We start from the raw sequence: 19,500 nt of genomic DNA on the forward strand, positions 1-19,500 counted from the left end.
GCGGACAATGGCGGCACGAGGTAGGGCAAGATGGCGCCACGGCTCCGGCACACCGTCGTGGCGGGCCCAGGGGAGGGTGGAACAGTGGCTGACGTGCTGTGGACGCCGCCGGCGGACGTGCGGGAGCGGTCGCGGATCGGTGACTACCTGCGCTGGCTGGCCGAGCACCGCGGGCTGGAGTTCGCCGACTACGACGCGCTGTGGCAGTGGTCGGTGACCGACCTGGACGCGTTCTGGCGCTCGATCTGGGACTACTTCGACGTGGTAGCGCACACCCCGCCGACCGCCACCCTCACCGACCGGGCCATGCCGGGCACCCGCTGGTTCCCCGGCGCGACGCTCAACTACGCCGAGAACGTGCTGCGCATGCCGGGGCTTGGTGACGACGACCCGGCGGTGATCGCGCACGGTCAGACCCGCGCGCCGGAGACGCTCACCGCCGCCGAGCTGCGCGAGCGGGTCCGCCGGGTGGCGGCCGGGCTGCGCCGCCTCGGCGTGGGACCGGGCGACCGGGTGGCCGCGTACGCGCCGAACATCCCGGAGACGTACGTCCTGCTGCTCGCCACCGCCAGCCTCGGCGCGATCTTCTCCTCCTGCGCGCCCGAGTTCGGCACCCGCAGCGTCACCGACCGCTGGCAGCAGATCGAGCCCACGGTGCTGGTCGCCGTCGACGGCTACCGGTACGGCGACAAGCCGGTCGACCGGCGCGCCGAGGTGGCCGCGATCCGGGCCGCGCTGCCGTCGCTGCGGCACACGGTCGCCGTCGCGTACCTCGATCCGGACGGCCCGGCCCCCGACGGCGCGCTGCCGTGGGCGGAGCTGGCGGCGCCGACGGACGAGCCGTTGACGTTCACCCCGGTCGCCTTCGACCACCCGCTGTACGTGCTCTACTCCTCCGGCACCACCGGCCTGCCCAAGCCGATCGTGCACGGCCACGGCGGCATCCTGCTGGAACACCTCAAGATGCTGGCGCTGCACCACGACCTGGGTCCGTCCGACCGGTTCCTGTGGTTCACCACGACCGGCTGGATGATGTGGAACTTCCTGGTCTCCGGCCCGGCGGTGGGCGCGGCGATCGTGCTGTTCGACGGCAACCCGGGCCATCCCGACCTGGGCGCGTTGTGGCGGCTGGCCGCCGACACCGGCACCACGTACTTCGGGACGTCCGCGCCGTTCCTGCTGGCCTGCCGCAAGGCCGGGCTGGTGCCGCGCGAGGTCGCCGACCTGTCCGCGGTGCGCGGCCTCGGCTCGACCGGCGCGCCGCTGCCGGCCGAGGGCTTCACCTGGGTGTACGAGAACGTGAGCGACCGCCTCCAGCTCCAGTCGCTGTCCGGCGGCACGGACGTGTGCACCGGGTTCGTCGGCGGCGTGCCGCTGCTGCCGGTGTACGCGGGGGAGATCGCCTGCCGGGCGCTGGGCGCGAAGGTGGAGGCCCGCTCGGCCGACGGCAGTGCCGTGATCGGCCAGCTCGGCGAGCTGGTGATCACCGAGCCGATGCCGAGCATGCCGGTCGGCTTCTGGAACGATCCGGACGGCGCGCGCTACCGGGAGGCGTACTTCGAGGTCTATCCCGGGGTGTGGCGGCACGGCGACTGGATCACCGTGAACGAGCGCGGCGGGTGCGTGATCACCGGCCGGTCCGACGCCACGCTCAACCGGGGCGGCGTACGCCTCGGCACCGCCGAGTTCTACTCGGTGGTCGAAGGGCTGGACGAGGTGGTCGACTCGGTGGTCGTGCACCTGGAGGACGACGAGGGCGGCGCGGGTGAGCTGCTGCTGTTCGTGGTGCTGGCCGAGGGCCTGGAACTCGACGACGACATGCGGAAGAAGATCTGCCGGGAGCTGCGTACGGCGCTGTCGCCGCGGCACGTGCCGGACGAGATCCACCAGGTTCGGGCCGTGCCCCGCACACTGAGCGCGAAGAAGCTGGAGGTGCCGGTCAAGAAGATCCTGACGGGTACCCCGGTGGACAGCGCGGCGGCCAAGGGTGCCCTGGCCAACCCCGAGTCCCTCACGGCGTTCGCCGCCCTGGCCCAGCGCCGGGCCACCACCGACAGCCCCGTCCCGCCTCGCTGATCTCGCACTCTCCGCCCCACCGTCCCGCCCCTCCCGTTGATCTTGCACTTCCAGCCCCGGCGAAGGGGGTGAATCACCCGCCCCGAGGGCCGAAACTGCAAGATCAACGAGGAGGGAGAAGGAGGGGCGGGCGTCAGGCCAGGGTGTGCGTGGTCTTCTCGGTTTCGGCGCGGGAAGGCAGGCGGGTCGGGTCCGGGTGGGCGCATGCCACCACGCTCGCGCCTGCGGTCAGTGGGGTGAGCAGCCAGTCGACCGGGTCGGGGTGGACTGTGACGTCTACCAGGAGGCGGTCGCCCTGGGTCAGGCCCAGCTCGGTGGCGCGGGCCGTCGCGCGGGCCAGCAGCGCCGTGTCCCCGTCCCCGGCGGCCGGGTCCGGCGTGAAGTGGTCGCCGTGCCCGCGTACCGCCGCGACGAAGTCGGTGCAGCCCGCCGGCACCTGCCGCATCGGCAGCGCGAACGGGTCGAGCGCCAGCGCGTACCGCTCGCCGGCCGGCCACCCGGCCGCCTCGTCCACCCGGTCGACGGCCACGAACAGCGCCTCCACCGGCCCCGGCGTGCCGGTCACCGTCAGCTTCGCCGACCAGCAGCCGAGCAGCACTGCGGCGGTCTGCCAGTGTGGCGGCAGCAGTACCCCGGCCGTGTCGCCGGGCGCGGCGCCCACCTCGTCGGTGAGCAGGTTCGCGGTCTTCGCCACCCAGTTCGCGAGCGTCGCCCCGGAGAGTTCGGTGCGCTCGCCGGTGGCGTCGTCGTACCAGGTCAGCAGCGGTCGGGTGGGGTCGGGCGCGATCGCGTCGGCGAACACCCGGGCAATGTTGTCGGCCATCGGCGCGAACGATACGCGCCCCGCGTGCGTACTCGATGACAACGACAAGTCGGCGTACCGTCGGGTCGCGGTCAGCGCCTTCCGCCGGGCCCGGCGTAGGCTTGCCGAGAGTGTTCTTCCCCACAACTGCGCCACCTGAGGAGTCGCCCCGTGACCGCCGGTCGCCCGCCCCGCGTTCTCATCGACGCCACGAGTGTCCCCGCCGACCGTGGCGGCGTCGGTAGATACGTCGACGGACTGCTCGGCGCGCTGGGCCGGGTCTGCGGCACCAGCGTCGACCTGGCCGTGGTCAGCCTCCGCACCGACCTGGAGCGCTACACCCGGATGCTGCCCGGCGCGGAGGTGATCCCCGCCCCGGCGGCGGTGGCGCACCGGCCGGCGCGGCTGGCCTGGGAGCAGACCGGCCTGCCGCTGCTGGCCCAGCAGGTCGGCGCCGAGGTGCTGCACTCGCCGTTCTACACCTGCCCGCTGCGCGCTGGCTGCCCGGTGACGGTCACCGTGCACGACGCGACCTTCTTCACCGAGCCGGAGCACTACGACAAGTCGCGCCGGACGTTCTTCCGCAGCGCGATCAAGACGTCGCTGCGCCGGGCCAGCCGGGTGATCGTGCCGAGCAAGGCGACCCGCGACGAGCTGATCCGGTTGCTGGACGCCGACCCGACCCGGATCGACGTCGCCTACCACGGCGTCGACCAGGACGCGTTCCACGCGCCCGGTGACGAGGAGAAGGCACGTGTCCGGGCCCGCCTGGGCCTGGGCGACAGCAGCTACATCGCGTTCCTCGGGGCCAAGGAGCCGCGCAAGAACGTACCCAACCTGATCCGCGGCTGGGCCCGGGCGGTGGCCGACCGGCCGAACCCGCCCGCGCTGGTGGTGGCCGGCGGCCAGGGGCACGACGACGACATCGACCGCGCGGTGGCCGAGGTCCCGTCGCACCTGCGGCTGCTGCGCCCGGGTTACCTGCGCTACGCCGACCTGCCCGGTTTCCTCGGCGGCGCGTTGGTGGCGGCGTACCCCTCGTACGGCGAGGGTTTCGGCCTGCCGATCCTGGAGGCGATGGCGTGCGCCGCCCCGGTGCTCACCACGCCGCGCCTGTCCCTGCCCGAGGTGGGCGGCGACGCGGTGGCCTACACCAGCGAGGACCCGGACCAGATCGCCACCGACCTGGCCGCCCTGCTGGACGACGAGCAGCGGCGGCTGTCCCTGGCCAAGGCCGGTTTCGACAGGGCCAAGGAGTTCACCTGGGAGTCCAGCGCCGAGGTCCACATCGCGGCATGGCGACGGGCCCGGTCCTGAGCGCCGGCTGCCGGTCCCGGGCGACCGACCGTGACGGCTCGCCCGCTTCGGGCATGATGTGCTGATGTTCTACGCCGTCATCCCGGCGGGCGGCAGCGGCACGAGGTTGTGGCCGTTGTCCCGTGCCGGCCATCCCAAATTCCTCCACCCGCTGACCGGCACCGCCGCCTCGCTGTTGCAGGCCACTGTCGACCGGTTGTCGCCGCTGACCACTCCGGAGCGCACGCTCGTGGTCACCGGTGCCGCGCACGCCGCGGCGGTGGCTCGGCAACTGGCTGGCCTGCCGGAGGAGAACATCCTGGTCGAGCCGTCGCCGCGCGACTCCTGCGCCGCGATCGCGCTGGCCGCCGCGGTGATCGCCACCCGGACCCCGGACGCGGTGATGGGCTCGTTCGCCGCCGACCACCTGATCGGCGACCCGGCCCGGCTGGCCGAGGTGGTGCGGCAGGCCATCCGCGGCGCGGAGCAGGGGCTGCTGATGACTGTGGGCATCACCCCGACGCGCCCGGAGACCGGCTACGGCTACCTGGAGACCGGTGAGCCGGTGGGGGACGGCACGCTGCGCCCGGTACGCGAGTTCAAGGAGAAGCCGGCCGCCGAGGTGGCCGAGGTGTACGTCCGTTCCGGGCGGCACCTCTGGAACGCCAGCATGTTCGTCTGGCGGGTGGACGTCTTCCTGGCCGAGCTGGCCCGCCAGCAGCCGGAGCTGCACGCCGGGATCACCGCCATCGCGGCGGCCTGGGGCACCCCCGAGCAGGACGACGTGCTCGGCCGGATCTGGCCGACGCTGCCCCGGATCTCGGTCGACTACGCGGTGATGGAGGGTGCGGCGACGGCCGGCCGGGTGGGCACGGTGCCCGGCGACTTCGGCTGGAACGACGTGGGCGACTTCCACACGCTCGGCGAGGTGCTGCCCGCCGACGGCGCCGGCAACGTGGTGCTGGGCGGGGACGCGAAGCCGGGCGTGCTGCTGCACGACACCACGGGCACCGTGGTGGTGCCGCACTCCGGCCGGCTGGTGGCGACCGTCGGCGTGCACGACCTGATCGTCGTGGACACCCCTGACGCGCTGCTGGTGTGCCCGCGCGACCGCGCGCAGGACGTGAAGAAGATCGTGGACGAGCTGAAGGAACGCGGCGAGGAGGGCCTGGTCTGATCCGCCGACCCGCCGACCCGCGTCCGGCGGCGCGGCGCGGTACCGCCGCTCAGCCGCCGGCGTGGCGGGCCAGCACCGCGAGCGCCGGCGGCACGAGCTGGGCGGTGGCGTGGGCGAGCGGCTCGGGTAGCCGGTCCGGCGGGAACCAGCCGAGCGCCTCGGACTCCGCGCTGACCCGCTCGACCGCGCCCGCCGGGGCCAGGGCGGCGTACCGGACGTCGTAGTGGAACGAGCCGCCCTGGCAGGTCACCTGGTGGATGTCCACGTCGATCGGCTCCGGCTCGACGGTCAGGCCGGTGATGCCGGACTCCTCGGTGGCCTCGCGCAGCGCGGCGGCCACGAGCGTCCGGTCGCCGGGCTCGCAGTGCCCGCCGAGCTGCATCCACCTGCGGATCTTGCCGTGCAGGCAGAGCAGCACCCGGCCGTCCGGGTCGAGCACCAGCGCGCTCGCCGTGACGTGCCCGGCCCGGTGCGTCCGGCTCATCGCGACCGGCCCGTCGGCCAGCAGCGCCAAGGTGCGGTCCCGGGCGGCGCCGGCGGCGGGGCTGGTCGCCGTCCAGCGGCTCAGCGTGGCGACGGCGTCGGCGTGCAGTTCGGTGTACGAGGTGAAGTCGGGCACCCGGACACTCTACGAGCGCCGCCTCCGTACCCTGGCGCGGTGACCCTGCGACTCGTCGAGTTCCTGGTGGCCGGCAACGAGGCCAGCGACCTCCTGCCGGTGCGGTCGGCCGCGCTGCTGCGGGCGCACGGCGCGCGCCGTGGCTTCTGGACCGTGCTGGACGAGGGGCCGGTCGAGCAGTGCCTGGCGCTGCTGCTGGAACGCGACGACGGCCACTGGGAGGCGCACCACGTGGCCGCCGACGCGGGCCCGGAGAACGGCCGCACCGAGGACGGCGAGGCGCTGGCCCACCACGACGGCTGGGTGTACGTCTTCGGCTCGCACTTCGGGTCCAAGCGCGGCCCGCTGCGGCCCCGGCGCGCGTTCGTGGCCCGGTTCCGGGAGGACGACGCGGTGACCGGGCCGCTGCCGGTGCACGTGGTGCGCAACCGCTTCCGGCTGCACCGGGCGGTGAACGACGCGCTCGCCGCCGCCCCGCTGACGCTGCTGCCGGCAGGTGACCGGGTCCGGGAGCGGTTCATCGTGGAGACGCTGGCCCGGGGCACCGCCCGCGCCAAGAGCTGGGTGGCCCGGCTGGCCGCCGACGACCTGCCGGTCAACGTGGAGGCGGCGGTGTTCACCCCGGCCGGTACGGCGCTGCTGGGCCTGCGGTTCCCGGTGACCGCCGCGGGGGAGCCGGTCTACGTCGAGCTGGCCGGCGTACCGGAGATGTTCGACGACCCGGAGCACTCGGGTGACCTGCTGGGGCTCGGGGCGTACGCGCTGACCGGTGTGACGCCGCCCGGCGCGCTCGCCGGTTTCCGCGCGATCACGCCGACCGGCGACGGCGGCTACGCGGCGGTGACCGGGTCGATCGACGCGCTGGGCAAGGGTTCGGTGCTGCTTGACGACCACCCGCACGGCGGTGAGGTGACCTCCCGGCACGTGCGGTTCCGGCACGACGCGGGCGGGGACGCCCTGGTGGCGGGGGAGGTGGTCGCGGAGCTGGCGCCGTTCCACCACGTGGAGGGGCTGGCCGAGCTGGCGGGACGCTGCTACTACGTCACCGACGAGGACCATCGGGTGGCGCTCTGGATCGGATGAGCGAGGGCCGGGCGGCACCCCTGCGACTGAAGTCGCAGACCCTCGTGGTGCCACCCGGCCACGCCCGTCAGCCGGCGTCCGGGTCGATGTTGCGCCCCGGCGTCGGCAGGCAACAGAGAGTTTGCCGAACCCGCCCGCCCACCGTCGAGGTTTTTCACCTGACGCTTAAAGATGGAGATTAGTGCCGGCGGGTACAGTGCGAAGTGTGGCGGGCACCCCCGCCGTCCGCACGGGAGCAATCCATGTTGAAGATCATTTTCTCGGGCGAGGACGTCCTGCGGACCCGGGTCGCACCGGCCGCGGACCCGCTCTGGGAGCTGGTCCTCAGCCTGCACCTGCTCCAGGGGCGCAGCCGGGACCCGATGATGACCACGTGGCGGCGCACCGTGGCGCACGGACTGCGGACCGACACCGACGCCGAGCAGTACCGTCTGCTGCTCGCGCTCAACCCGCCGCGCGGCTACTTCCCCGACTTCCTCACCCCGTCCGCCAGCCGGGAGGGCATCGAGGCCGGGCTGGACGCGGTCCGGGGCACCCCTGTGGACATGCTGCGCCGCGACCTCACGCGGCTGGCCGGGGAGACCGCGCTGCCGTCGTCGGCCGGCGCGCTCGCCCGTGGTGAGCCCGCGACGCTGCACCACCTCACCGACGCCATGGCCCGCTACCAGTCGCTGGCGGTGACGCCCTACTGGGCCCGGGTGCAGGCGGCGGTCGAGGCGGACCGGGCCCGGCGTGCGCGCGCCATGCTCGACGGCGGCGCCGAAGGGCTGCTCGCCAGCCTGCGGCCGAACATGCGCTGGGTCTCGGGCGTGCTGGAGGTGCTCGACTACCCGGACACCCGGGAACTGCACCTGGACGGCCGAGGGCTGCTGCTCGTGCCGTCGTTCTTCTGCTCGCGTACGCCGGTGGCGCTCGTCGACCCGACGCTGCCCCCGGTGCTGGTCTACCCGGTCGACCGGCTCGCCGGCCTGACGCCCGCGTCCGGCCCCGCCGCGTCACCGCAGGGCGAGGCGCTCGCCGCCCTGCTCGGCCGGACCCGCTCCCGGGTGCTCCAGGCCGCCGACGAGGGCTGCACCACCGGCGAGATGGCCCGCCGGCTGCGCATCTCCGCCGCCGCGGCCAGCCAGCACACCACAGTGCTGCGCAACGCGGGGCTGCTGGTCAGCCAGCGTGACCGCAACACCGTCCTGCATACGCTCACCCCGCTGGGCCGGGCCGTCCTCGACGCCTGAGCGCGCCCGCCGGAGTCAGAGTGCCAGCGTGGCGCTCGCGGTGCTGCCGGACGGGGGCGGGAGCAACGTCGAGTCGATCCCCTCGGCGGCCAGCGCGGCGCGCAGGCGTTGCAGGTCCGCGCCGAACCGGACCAGGTCCGCCCGGTCCACCGGGGCGGGCGCCGCGCCGAGCAGCAGGCCGGTGGCCGAGGCGGGCCAGCCGGGAACTGTCGCGGCCAGTCCGTCGCGTACCTCGTCGTCGGTGACGTGGGTGAAGACGGTGCCCGGCGCGACCACGTCGGCCACCGCGTCGATCGCCCGCCGCACGACGTCCGCGTCGGCGGGCTCGGGGCCGATCCGGTCCGCGAGCGTCGCCGCCGCCCGCAGGCCGGCGGCGCGCGCCTCGGCCGTGCCGAGCGAGAACAGGTCCATCGAGGCGTCGCGCACCAGCGTGCGGGCGCCCTCGTCGTCGTCCCGGGTCGCGGCGAGGTAACCCCGCACCACGGCGACCGGCACCTGGTCGCACTTGCCCTTGATCAGCTCACCGGCCGCTGCCAGCTCGTCGACCACCGCCATCTGGGTGACGAACAGCTCGTTGCCGTACGGGTCGACCTCGCCCCGGTGGTCGCGGATCGCCGGCATGCCGGCCACCCCGAGCGCCACGTCGGTGAGCCCGTTGCGCCACGGCCGGCCCATCGTGTCGCTGACGATGACCGCCACGTCGAGGCCGTACCTGTCGCGCAGCGCGTCGCGCAGCGCCCGGGCGGACGCGTCCGGGTCGACGGGCAGCAGCACCAGCCGGGTCTTGTCCACGTTCGAGGCGTCGATGCCGGCGGAGGCCATCACGAACCCGTGGTGGGTCTGCACGATCCGGGTCGCGCCCCGCGTCGCCACCACCCGGGCGGTCTCCCCGGCCAGGATGCGGTCCCGCTCGGCGAGCCGTTCCGGGCCGTCGGCCGGCACGTCGACCAGCCGGCCCTCCGCCTTCGACACGATCTTGCTGGTGACCACCAGGACGTCGTGGTCGCGCAGCCAGGGCGCCGCACCGGTGATCAGCGCCGCCAGGTCGTCGCCCTCGGTCACGTCGCCGATGCCCTGCACGGGCAGGATCTCCAGCCTCACATCAACTCCAGCGCGGCGCGCACCATCGCGGCGGTCGCCGCCTCGTCGGTCATCCGCAGCGGCGCCGCGCGGACGGTCACGTCCGGCACCACGGTGCCCTCGTCCTCCGGCGCGACCAGCCAGCCGTTGAGCAGGCCGCCCGCCGGTCGGGCGCCGTAGAGGCCGCCCACGCCGGCCGCGCTGCACTCCACGCCGAGCACGGCGAGGCAGCGGTCGGCCATGCCGCGTACCGGCGCGCCGCCGATGATCGGCGACACCCCGATCACCGGGGCCGGGCCGCCGGTCACCGCGTCGCGCAGACCGGGCACCGCCAGCACCGGGGCGATGCTCACCACCGGGTTGCTCGGCGCGATCAGCACCACGTCCGCGGCGGCGATCGCCTCGACCACGCCGGGCGCGGGCTTCGCCGCGTCGGCGCCGACGAAGACGAACCGGTCGGTGGGTACGCCGGCTCGATGGCGAACCCACCACTCCTGGAAGTGGATCGCCCGCCGGCCCTGCTCATCGGTGACGACGGCGTGGGTCTCCAGGCGGTCGTCGGTGGCGGGCAGCAGCCGGACGCCCGGTTGCCAGCGGGCCGCCAGCGCCTCGGTCACCTGGGACAGCGGGTAGCCGGCGTTGATCATCTGGGTGCGCACCAGGTGGGTGGCGACGTCCTTGTCGCCGAGGCCGAACCAGCTCGGCTCCGCGCCGTACGCGGCCAGCTCGTTCTTCACCGTCCAGGTCTCGCCCGCCCGGCCCCAGCCGCGCTCCGGGTCCGCGCCGCCGCCGAGCGTGTAGAGCACGCTGTCCAGGTCGGGGCAGACCTTCAGCCCGTGCAGCAGCAGATCGTCGCCGACGTTCACCACGGCGGTCACCTCGGCGCCCACCTCGCGGGCGTACGCCCGCACGCCGAGCAGGAAACGGGCGCCCCCGATGCCGCCGGTCAGTACCACGATGCGCATGGCGTCCATCCTTCCGCACGCGCCGCCATCGATCGTCCGGTGGCCGGAGAGACTACGCTCACTTCGGCAACTGTCCGCTTTCGTCCCCTGGGGGAGTCCGTGACCAGCCCCGCCGAGCCCGCGTCCGGCGACGCCGCGCAGGCCAGCCAGTTGATCAAGCCGTTGCGCGAACTCGCAGCGCTCGTCCTTCTCGGCGCCAACGCCGTGCTTCTCTTCGTCGGCCTGGTGCGCCTGCTGCCGATCGACGACTACAGCACGGCCAGCGGCCGGGCCGGGAGCACCTATTTCACCTTCGTCGGCCTGGAGTCGACGGTCCTGCCGCTGCTCGCCGTCCTGATCGCCACCGCGATCCTCCCGGTCGTGCCCAAGGCCAAGCTGATCACGCAGGTGGCGCTCGTCGAGTACGCCGTATCCGTCGTGTTCGGCGCGCTGACGTTCCTGATCTGGCTGGTCGGCCGGCTCGCCGACGGTGAGGTGCTGGACGCGTTCCTCGGTCTGCTCACCCGCCTGGCGTGGTTGGCGATCTTCGGGGTCGCCGCGTTCGTGGTGTTCAAGATCTGGCGCACGCTCTACTACGTGCCGAAGCCCAAGCCGCAGCCGGGCGTGTACGGCCAGGCCCAGCCCGGCTGGCCGCAGCAGCCGGGTCAGCCCGGCGGCTACCCCGGTCCGGGCGGCTACCCGCAGCAGCCCGGCCAGGGCTTCCCGCAGGCCGGCTCGCCCCCGCCCGGCTGGCCGCAGCAGCCCGGCCCGTACGGCCAGCCGCAGTCGGCGCCGCCGTTCAACACCGCCCCGCCGCACGCGCCGCAGTCCGGCCCGCCGTCCGCCGACCCGTACGCCGGTCCGCAGCAGGCGCCGCAGTACGGCTCGCCGCCGTTCGGTCAGCCGCCGTCGGCCGACCCGACGCAGGCGATCCCGCGCCAGTCCGCCGAGCCGGGCGCGCCGTCGCCCGCCGCCGACGACGAGCGCACCCAGCGGTTCGACCGCGAGGACCCGAACCAGCCCCGCTGAGATCCGCGCGGCGGGCGACGGAGCACCGTCGCCCGCCGTCACCTCGGCCCCGCCGCCAGCCCGCACCGTCCCGCCCGCCGCTGTGCGGCGGATCACCCGGTTCGTCCCGCTGCCCGGACCGCGACCGGGGGCGGGCATCCGGCGCTCCGGCAGCGCTTAGGCTGGGCGGATGGTTGATCGCAGCGACCCCGAACCGACCGAGGCGAGCATCCGGCGGGCACTGGGGCGGGCCGCCACCGGCCGGGCGCTCGACGCCGGCGAGGCGAGCGCGCTGCTCGCCGCTCGCGGGCCGATGCTCGACGACCTGCTCCGGATCGCCGGCGACATCCGCGACGCCGGGCTGCGCGACGCCGGGCGGCCGGGCGTGGTGACGTACTCGAAGAAGGTCTTCATCCCGCTGACCCGGCTCTGCCGGGACCGCTGCCACTACTGCACGTTCGCCACCGTGCCGCACCGGCTGCCCGCCGCCTACCTGGAACGCGACGAGGTGCTGGCGATCGCCCGCGAGGGCGCCGCGCAGGGCTGCAAGGAGGCGCTGTTCACGCTCGGCGACCGGCCGGAGGAGCGGTGGCCGGCGGCCCGCCGGTGGCTGGACGAGCGGGGGTACGACTCGACGCTGGACTACCTGCGCGCCTGCGCGGTGGCGGTGCTGGAGGAGACCGGCCTGCTGCCCCACCTGAACCCGGGCGTGCTCACCTGGTCGGAGCTGCAGCGGCTCAAGCCGGTCGCGCCGAGCATGGGCATGATGCTGGAGACCACCGCCACCCGGCTCTGGTCCGAACCGGGCGGCCCGCACTACGGCTCGCCGGACAAGGAACCCGCCGTACGTCTGCGGGTGCTCGATGACGCCGGCCGGGTCGGGGTGCCGTTCACCACCGGAATCCTGATCGGCATCGGCGAGGACCGGGCCGAGCGGGTCGACGCGATCTTCGCGATCCGCCGGGCGATGCGGGAGTACGGCCACCTCCAGGAGGTGATCGTGCAGAACTTCCGCGCCAAGCCGGACACCGCGATGCGCGGCATGCCCGACGCGGAGCTGCACGACCTGGCCGCCACCGTGGCGATGGCCCGGGTGCTGCTCGGCCCGAAGGCCCGCATCCAGGCCCCGCCGAACCTCATCGCGGGCGAGTACGACCTGCTGCTGCGCGCGGGCATCGACGACTGGGGCGGCGTCTCCCCGGTCACGCCCGACCACGTCAACCCGGAGCGGCCCTGGCCGCACCTGGACGAGCTGGCGGCGCGTACCGCGAGTGCCGGGTTCACGCTGCGCGAGCGGCTGACCGTCTACCCGGAGTACGTGCGGGCGGGCGATCCGTGGCTCGATCCGCGCCTGCTGCCGCACGTCACCGCGCTCGCCGACCCGGCCACCGGGCTCGCGGTCGAGGCGGCCCTCCCGGAGGGACGGCCCTGGCAGGAGCCGGAGTCGGGCTACGGCGGCCGCACCGACCTGCACGTCACCATCGACGTCACCGGCCGCACCGACGACCGGCGGGGCGACTTCGACAGCGTGTACGGCGACTGGGCCGAGGTGGCCGGCAAGGTGGCGCCGGAGGCGCGCGCCGGCGTACCGCTGGGTGGTGGCGCGGACGCCGACCTGCGCGCGGGCCTGCGGCTGGCCGCTGACGACCCGGCGGCGCTGCTGACGCCGGCGCACGAGGCCGAGGCGCTGGCGCTGTTCGGCGCGGACGGCCCGGCGCTGGACGAGCTGTGCCGGCTCGCGGACGACGCGCGCCGGGACGCGGTCGGCGACGACGTGACCTACGTGGTCAACCGCAACATCAATTTCACGAACGTCTGCTATGTGGGCTGCCGGTTCTGCGCGTTCGCCCAGCGGGAGAGCGACGCCGACGCGTTCCGGCTCTCGCTGGAGCAGGTCGCCGACCGGGCCGAGGAGGCGTGGACCGCAGGCGCGACCGAGGTGTGCCTCCAGGGCGGCATCGACCCGAAGATGCCGGTGACCGGTTACGCCGACATCGTCCGCGCGATCAAGGCGCGGGTGCCGGACATGCACGTGCACGCGTTCTCCCCGATGGAGATCGTCACCGCCGCCGCGAAGGCCGGCGTGCCGGTGCGGGAGTGGCTGCTCCAGCTCCGCGAGGCCGGGCTGGACACCATCCCGGGCACCGCCGCCGAGATCCTCGACGACGACGTGCGCTGGGTGCTCACCAAGGGCAAACTGCCGGCCTCCGCCTGGGTCGAGGTGGTGAGCACGGCCCATGAGCTGGGCATCCGGTCCAGCTCCACGATGATGTACGGCCACGTGGATCACCCGGGCCAGTGGCTGGCCCACTTCCGGGTGCTGGCCGGCGTGCAGGACCGTACCGGCGGGTTCACCGAGTTCGTGGCGCTGCCGTTCGTGCACACGAACGCGCCGATCTACCTGGCCGGCATCGCCCGCCCGGGACCGACCTGGCGGGAGAACCGGGTGGTGCACGCGATGGCCCGGCTGCTGCTGCACGGCCGGATCGACAACATCCAGTGCTCCTGGGTGAAGCTCGGCGACGCGGGCACCGTGGAGATGCTGCGCGGCGGCTGCAACGACCTGGGCGGCACGCTGATGGAGGAGACGATCTCCCGGATGGCCGGCTCGGGCAACGGATCGGCCCGCACCGAGGAGCAGTTGCGCGCCATCGCCACCGCCGCGGGGCGGCCGTTCCGCAAGCGGACGACCGCGTACGGTCACGCCCGCGCCTGAGGTCGAACCTTTCCCCGCCGCGGCCCGTACCTGTGGATGCCGGCGGCGGTTTCGGCGAGGACCGCCGCCGGTGACCCCGAACCGGGGCCCGGCGGTGTCCGGGCGCCCGGCCCGCTGCGGCGCTGCGGCGCCGGTCCGGAAAGGTTGCCGATGAGCACTGACGAGACCACCGAGGCGCCGAAACGGCGGACCTGGCCGCGGTTGACCCGCAGGCAGACGCTCACCGCCGCGGCGAGCGCGACACTGGGCGCCGCCGCCCTCACCGTGCCGGGCCTGTCCGCCGCGCAGAACGCCCCCACTGCGAGCCGGCGTGACGAGCCGATCGTGGTCCACCTCCGCGACGCCGCCGCCGGCGTCATGGACGTCTTCGTCGGCACCAACCGGGTCGAGGTACGCGACCGCGGCCTGGCCGACCGCCTGGTGCGCGCCGCCGGCCGGCGCTGATCCCACCTCCCGCCGGCGCGGGCTCCCGGCGCCGGTTCCGACTTCCGTTCCCCCGACGAAGGTGCGTCCGCCATGTCCTCTCACCGCGAGGCCCCGGAGATCGCCAAGGATCCGGTCGCCGACAGTTCCGACCTGTACGCGTTCGTCACGCCGAGCCAGCCGGACACGGTCACGTTGATCGCCAACTACGTGCCGGTGCAGCTTCCGTCCGGCGGCCCGAACTTCTTCGAGTTCGGTGACGACGTCCGGTACGAGATTCACATCGACAACGACGGGGACGGTTATCCGGACGTCACCTATCGTTTCGAATTCACTACCGAGATCACGAACCAGAACAGTTTTCTCTACAACACCGGGCCGATCGAGTCGCTGGAGAGCAAGAACTGGAACCGGCGCCAGTTCTACCGGCTGACCCGCATCGCGGACGGCCGCGCCCGTGTGCTGGCGCACAAACTGCCCTGCCCGCCGTGCAACGTCGGCCCGCTGTCCACGCCGGGATACCAGAACCTGGTCCGGCAGGCGACGTTCAAGCTGTCCACCGGTGAGAAGGTGTTCGCCGGGCAGCGGGCCGACGGTTTCTTCGTCGACCTGGGCGCGGTGTTCGACCTGGGCACGCTGCGGCCGTTCCAGCAGCTGCACGTCGCCGGCAAGAAGCTGTTCCGGACCGAGGGCGAGCCGGTGAACGCGCTGGACCGGCTCAACGTGCACAGCCTCGCCGTGCAGGTGCCGCTGCGCCAGGTACGCCGCAAGGCGTCCCGCTACGGCTACGCCGACCGCGCCTCGACGATCGGGGTCTGGACCAGCGCGTCCCGGCAGCAGGTGCGGGTGCTGGGGGACCGGGTCGCCGCTGACACCGCCGCCGGACCCTTCACGCAGGTGTCGCGGCTCGGTAACCCGTTGTTCAATGAGGTCATCGTGCCGATGTCCAGGAAGGATGTCTGGAACACGCTGCCGCCGTCGGAGGACAAGCGGTTCGCCGGGTTCGTCGAGCGGCCCGAGCTGGCCGGGCTGTTGCCGGCGCTCTACCCGGGTGTGTTCCCCAATCTGGACGCGCTGAACAAGTCCAAGAAGCCGCGCGCCGACCTGGTGGCGATCCTGCTCACCGGCGTCCCGGCCGGACTGATCGACGGCTTCGCCAACACCACCGGTGACGTGCAGGCGGACATGCTGCGGCTGAACACGGCGATCCGGCCCAGTCGTACCCCGGACCGGTTCGGTGTGCTCGGCGGCGACCTGGCCGGCTTCCCCAACGGCCGCCGTCCCGCCGACGACGTGGTGACGATCGCGCTGCGCGCCATCGCCGGGCTGACCGTGCCGCTCGTCGACAAGACGTTCCGGCCGGACGCCGCCGCGGCGGCGGTGACACCGGGCCTGAGCGCGGCCGACGTGACAGCGCCGTTCCTGGCCGACTTCCCGTTCCTCGGCACGCCGTACGACGGGTTCGGCAACCCGCAGGCGAAGAAGTCCTGACGGGAGCCGGCGAATGTCACACCATCACGATCTCGGCCCGTCGGAGGTCGGCAGCGTCGTGCTCGACCTCGGCGGCGACCGGGGCGCGCTGATCATCCACACCGGGCGGGACCTGCACGGCCGGGAGATCGAGATCAGCCGCGTGGACCTCGACGGCCCGCGGACCCACTCCGCCGTACGCGAGCGGCACGTCCGGGACGGGGTGTTCCACAGTGCGGTCTACCCGGATCTGGAGGCGGGTGTGTATACCGTCTGGTGGGACGAGAGTACGTCCGCCGGCGCGATCTCGGTCACCGGTGGGTCGATCGCCGAATTCGTTTGGCCCACCAGCTCACCAGCCCGCTTGGACTGATCCGTCAGTCGCGCCGGAACCCGCGCCCCGTCCACATGATGGACGGGGCGCGGTCGGCGTTGGACGGCTCGACGGGCGGTACCGCGGGAAGCGGGTTACCCTTTGCCCCACCAATTCTGATCTTGGTACGAGCGGCCGGCGGGGGCGTCCGGCCGGCCTGTCGGCGATGCGCCACGGCAGAAAACTTCCGGCAACTCGCCGGGGAGGGCGTTACTCGTCCGGGGTCTGAATCGATAGGGCAGGTTGCGAGGCTACGGGCGACCGGGGCGGTCGTCACGGACGTGTCGGGAGGGCGACTCCATTATCAAGTTTGGCTTGACGGCGCACGCATTACACGCGTGTAATTTGAATGGGGTTGTTCGCACGGAACGCAACAAATGGTGACCGTACGGACAGGCACGCCTTTCGCGTGGGGGGTTGCAGCGGCGAATGACGCCGGTGCGCGACAAGGAGGCAATCGATGGACGGCCAGCTCGAGGTGGCCGACCTGCTCGGGAACGCGCCGGAGTGGCAGGAGCGAGCGCTCTGCTCGCAGACCGACCCGGAGGCGTTCTTTCCCGAGAAGGGCGGCTCGACCCGCGAGGCGAAGCGCATCTGCTCGCGGTGCGAAGTGAAGACGGAATGCCTGGAGTACGCGCTCGGCCACGACGAGCGGTTCGGAATCTGGGGTGGCCTCTCCGAGCGGGAGCGGCGCAAGCTCAAGCGGCGGGTCGCCGCCTGATCCACGTACGGGTCCGCGGGCGGTGGGGGCCGCCCGGACCCGGGTCGTCGTCCGGCCGGCGCGTCCGGCCGGGTGGCGGCGCCTGTCCGGCCGGTCCGGTCAGGCCAGCTCGTCCGGGTCGACCCCGAGCAGATTCGCCACCTGCTCGATGATCACGTCGTGCACCAGGTCGGCGAGGTCCTCGCGGTCCATCGCGCGGAACTCCAGCGGCCGCCGGTAGAGCACGATCCGCGGCGGCACCTCCTGGCGGCCGGGCCGCCCCGGCAGCAGCCGGGCGAGCGGCACCTCGCCGTCCTCCAGCACGTCCGAGTCGTAGACGTTCAGATCCGGCGGGACGTCCTCGACCGCGAACTCCACCCCGGCCAGCTCCTTGGCGAACCGGCGTTCGAGCGTCTCCACCGTGTCGAGCACCAGATCGTCGAAGACCTCGGCCTTCGTCCGCGCCAGCGGCACCGTGGCCGGCACCAGCCGCCCGCGCAGCCCGCGACCGTGCCGGTCACGGTGGGTGCGCCGGCCGGAGCCGGGGCGGCGGTTCTGGGGGCTCGTCATGACGGACAGGGTAGCCCGGGTCGGCGGTCCACCCGCCGTCGCGCGGCCGACCGGCGTGCCGCTGCGCCGATCGGAGGAATTGTGATCACCATGACGGGCGTGTCGTAACGCGAAGCGGTGCGCCGGACCCGGTAATGGGGATACCCTGCCGCCGTGAGGTCACCACGGCGCTGCTCCCGTAACGGCTGCCCCCGGCAAGCGGTCGCCACATTGACCTATGTCTACAACGAGTCGACGGCGGTGGTGGGCCCGCTCGCCGCGTTCGCCGAACCGCACACGTACGACCTGTGTGAGCCGCACGCCCGCAGCCTGACCGCCCCGCGCGGCTGGGACGTGGTGCGGCACGAGGGCGAGTTCGAGCCGCCGCCGCCCACCACCGACGACCTGGTGGCGCTGGCCGAGGCGGTACGCGAGGCCGCACGCCCCGCCCCGCCGCGCCCTCCGGAGGACGAACCCACCAAGCCCCAGACCCCCCAGCAGGGCCGCCGGGGCCACCTCCGGGTCATCCCACCCCACCACTGACCCGCTCCACCGGGTGGAAGCCCGGCGGTCAGTGGCCGAGGAAGCGGTTGAAGAGATCGGCTCGGCGGGACGGGCGGGCCGTGCGGTGCTCGCTCTGGTCGGCTGAGGACATCACCCGCAGGCCGGCGTTCATGGCCAGCCAGCGCAGCGGCTCCGGCTCCCAGTAGGGGGAGCGGTGCCCGACCCAGGGCAGCGCCGTCAGGTCGCTCTCCACGCCCCGGATCAGGTCGGCGAGCGTACGCCCGGCGAGGTTGCTGGTGCCGACGCCGTCACCGACGTAGCCGCCGGCCCAGGCCAGCCCGGTACGGCGGTCCAGCCCCACCGACGCGGCCCAGTCCCGGGCCACTCCCAGCGGCCCGCCCCAGGCGTGCGTCACCGGCACGTCCGGCCCGAGCACCGGGAACAGTTCCCCGAGCGCCCGGCGCAGCGCCGCGAACACCCGGGGCTCCCGGTCGAAGCCCGGCCGCACCCGGGAGGCGTAGTGGTAGGGCGCGCCCCGCCCGCCGAACGCGAGCCGCCCGTCGGCGGTGCGCTGGCCGTACACGATGACGTGCCGGTAGTCGGAGAACGTCTCCCGCTCCGCCAGCCCGATCCGCGCCCAGGTCTCCTCGGGCAGCGGCGGGGTGGCCACCATCAGCGAGTAGACCGGCGCCACCGCACGCCGCTGGCCGGGCAGCCCGGGCGTGTAGCCCTCGGTCGCGCGGACCACCACCGGCGCCCGGACCACGCCCGCCGCCGTCACCGCCGCGCCGGGCCGCAGCGCGGTCACCGCTGTGCGCTCGTGGATGCGTACGCCCCGGCGCTCCACCGCCCGGGCCAGGCCCCGGACCAGCTTCGCCGGGTGCACGGCGGCGCAGTGCGGGGTGTACGTGCCGCCGCGTACCCCCTCGGCGTTGCACCGCGCGGCGGCCTCGTCGGCGTCGAGCAGCGTCAGGTCGTCGTCGGTCAGCCCGTGCGCGTGGGCCTGCGCGACCTCGGCCCGGGCCCGGTGGAGCTGGGCCTCGCCGCGTGCGAGCGTCACGGTGCCGCCGGCCCGCCAGTCGCAGTCGATGCCCTCGACGGCGGCGACCCGGCCCACCTCGCCGACCGTGTCGTGCATGGCCCGCTGCATGGCCAGTGCCCGGTCCCGGCCGTGCCGCCGGGCCAGCGCCGGCAGCGAGGTGGGGAACAGCGCCGAGCACCAGCCGCCGTTGCGCCCTGACGCGCCGTACCCGGCGATCTCCCGCTCCAGCACGACGACGCGTAACGTGGGGTCGGCCTCGGCCAGGTACCAGGCCGTCCACAGCCCGGTGTACCCGGCGCCCACGATCGCCACGTCGGCGTCCGTGTCGCCGGGCAACCCGGGTCGCGGTGTCAGCGGTTCGTCCAGGCCGGACAGCCAGTACGACAGATGCCGGTAGTCGGTCATC

Annotated in this window: 18 protein-coding genes; 12 read left to right on the top strand and 6 right to left on the bottom strand. The window is 73.8% G+C overall.

Annotation, left to right across the window (positions count from 1 at the left end):
• The first annotated feature begins 84 nt into the window (after window positions 1-84).
• Complete coding sequence (locus CLT75_RS29535; protein ID WP_135243404.1) at window positions 85-2,076, top strand: acetoacetate--CoA ligase; 1,992 nt, start codon at window positions 85-87, stop codon at window positions 2,074-2,076.
• A gap of 133 nt (window positions 2,077-2,209) precedes the next feature.
• Here CLT75_RS29535 and CLT75_RS29540 read toward each other — a convergent pair whose 3' ends face one another.
• Entirely contained in the window at window positions 2,210-2,899 is a 690-nt protein-coding gene (locus CLT75_RS29540; protein ID WP_135243405.1) for a TIGR03089 family protein, read from the bottom strand.
• 150 nt (window positions 2,900-3,049) lie between these two features.
• On the opposite strand from CLT75_RS29540, the gene CLT75_RS29545 reads away from it, so the two are divergent.
• Both CLT75_RS29545 and CLT75_RS29550 read left to right on the top strand, forming a co-directional pair.
• Window positions 3,050-4,195 carry a glycosyltransferase family 4 protein gene (locus tag CLT75_RS29545; protein WP_135243406.1) on the top strand — a complete coding sequence of 382 codons (1,146 nt, stop codon included), beginning with the start codon at window positions 3,050-3,052 and terminating at the stop codon, window positions 4,193-4,195.
• Window positions 4,196-4,259: 64 nt separating this feature from the next.
• A complete protein-coding gene (locus CLT75_RS29550; RefSeq protein WP_135243407.1) occupies window positions 4,260-5,351 on the top strand; it encodes a sugar phosphate nucleotidyltransferase in 1,092 nt (363 codons plus the stop codon).
• A 49-nt stretch (window positions 5,352-5,400) separates the two neighbouring features.
• Here CLT75_RS29550 and CLT75_RS29555 read toward each other — a convergent pair whose 3' ends face one another.
• Window positions 5,401-5,970 (bottom strand): NUDIX hydrolase, encoded by a 570-nt coding sequence (locus tag CLT75_RS29555; RefSeq protein WP_135243408.1) that lies wholly within the window; start codon window positions 5,968-5,970, stop codon window positions 5,401-5,403.
• A 39-nt stretch (window positions 5,971-6,009) separates the two neighbouring features.
• On the opposite strand from CLT75_RS29555, the gene CLT75_RS29560 reads away from it, so the two are divergent.
• Both CLT75_RS29560 and CLT75_RS29565 read left to right on the top strand, forming a co-directional pair.
• Window positions 6,010-7,053 (top strand): glycoside hydrolase family 183 protein, encoded by a 1,044-nt coding sequence (locus CLT75_RS29560; protein ID WP_135243409.1) that lies wholly within the window; start codon window positions 6,010-6,012, stop codon window positions 7,051-7,053.
• A 242-nt stretch (window positions 7,054-7,295) separates the two neighbouring features.
• The gene (locus CLT75_RS29565) at window positions 7,296-8,285 is read left to right on the top strand and encodes an ArsR/SmtB family transcription factor (protein ID WP_120571556.1); all 990 of its coding nucleotides are present in this window, start codon (window positions 7,296-7,298) and stop codon (window positions 8,283-8,285) included.
• A 15-nt stretch (window positions 8,286-8,300) separates the two neighbouring features.
• Here CLT75_RS29565 and CLT75_RS29570 read toward each other — a convergent pair whose 3' ends face one another.
• Entirely contained in the window at window positions 8,301-9,386 is a 1,086-nt protein-coding gene (locus CLT75_RS29570) for a coenzyme F420-0:L-glutamate ligase (RefSeq protein ID WP_135243410.1), read from the bottom strand.
• Window positions 9,383-10,330, bottom strand: coding sequence for a 2-phospho-L-lactate transferase (gene cofD / locus CLT75_RS29575; protein ID WP_135243411.1), 948 nt, complete (start codon window positions 10,328-10,330; stop codon window positions 9,383-9,385). Before cofD ends, CLT75_RS29570 begins: the two co-directional genes overlap by 4 nt.
• Before the next feature lie 99 nt (window positions 10,331-10,429).
• On the opposite strand from cofD, the gene CLT75_RS29580 reads away from it, so the two are divergent.
• From CLT75_RS29580 to CLT75_RS29605, 6 genes are all read left to right on the top strand, one after another.
• The gene (locus CLT75_RS29580) at window positions 10,430-11,338 is read left to right on the top strand and encodes a hypothetical protein (protein ID WP_135243412.1); all 909 of its coding nucleotides are present in this window, start codon (window positions 10,430-10,432) and stop codon (window positions 11,336-11,338) included.
• Between the two features lie 169 nt (window positions 11,339-11,507).
• Complete coding sequence (locus tag CLT75_RS29585) at window positions 11,508-14,033, top strand: bifunctional FO biosynthesis protein CofGH (protein ID WP_135243413.1); 2,526 nt, start codon at window positions 11,508-11,510, stop codon at window positions 14,031-14,033.
• Window positions 14,034-14,183: 150 nt separating this feature from the next.
• Entirely contained in the window at window positions 14,184-14,477 is a 294-nt protein-coding gene (locus tag CLT75_RS29590) for a hypothetical protein (protein WP_091418605.1), read from the top strand.
• Window positions 14,478-14,549: 72 nt separating this feature from the next.
• The gene (locus CLT75_RS29595) at window positions 14,550-15,947 is read left to right on the top strand and encodes a DUF4331 domain-containing protein (RefSeq protein WP_135243414.1); all 1,398 of its coding nucleotides are present in this window, start codon (window positions 14,550-14,552) and stop codon (window positions 15,945-15,947) included.
• 13 nt (window positions 15,948-15,960) lie between these two features.
• The gene (locus CLT75_RS29600; RefSeq protein ID WP_013284160.1) at window positions 15,961-16,299 is read left to right on the top strand and encodes a hypothetical protein; all 339 of its coding nucleotides are present in this window, start codon (window positions 15,961-15,963) and stop codon (window positions 16,297-16,299) included.
• A 460-nt stretch (window positions 16,300-16,759) separates the two neighbouring features.
• The gene (locus CLT75_RS29605; RefSeq protein WP_013284161.1) at window positions 16,760-17,020 is read left to right on the top strand and encodes a WhiB family transcriptional regulator; all 261 of its coding nucleotides are present in this window, start codon (window positions 16,760-16,762) and stop codon (window positions 17,018-17,020) included.
• A 99-nt stretch (window positions 17,021-17,119) separates the two neighbouring features.
• On the opposite strand, the gene CLT75_RS29610 is transcribed toward CLT75_RS29605, so the two are convergent.
• On the bottom strand, window positions 17,120-17,569 hold the full coding sequence (locus CLT75_RS29610; RefSeq protein WP_018787548.1) for a metallopeptidase family protein: 450 nt from the start codon (window positions 17,567-17,569) through the stop codon (window positions 17,120-17,122).
• 153 nt (window positions 17,570-17,722) lie between these two features.
• Here CLT75_RS29610 and CLT75_RS29615 point away from each other — a divergent pair, with 153 nt between their 5' ends.
• Window positions 17,723-18,091 carry a DUF3499 domain-containing protein gene (locus CLT75_RS29615; protein WP_120571551.1) on the top strand — a complete coding sequence of 123 codons (369 nt, stop codon included), beginning with the start codon at window positions 17,723-17,725 and terminating at the stop codon, window positions 18,089-18,091.
• 28 nt (window positions 18,092-18,119) lie between these two features.
• On the opposite strand, the gene CLT75_RS29620 is transcribed toward CLT75_RS29615, so the two are convergent.
• Window positions 18,120-19,499 carry an FAD-dependent oxidoreductase gene (locus CLT75_RS29620; protein ID WP_135244181.1) on the bottom strand — a complete coding sequence of 460 codons (1,380 nt, stop codon included), beginning with the start codon at window positions 19,497-19,499 and terminating at the stop codon, window positions 18,120-18,122.
• Window position 19,500 lies beyond the last annotated feature (1 nt).

This window comes from Micromonospora sp. CNZ285, assembly GCF_004637285.1.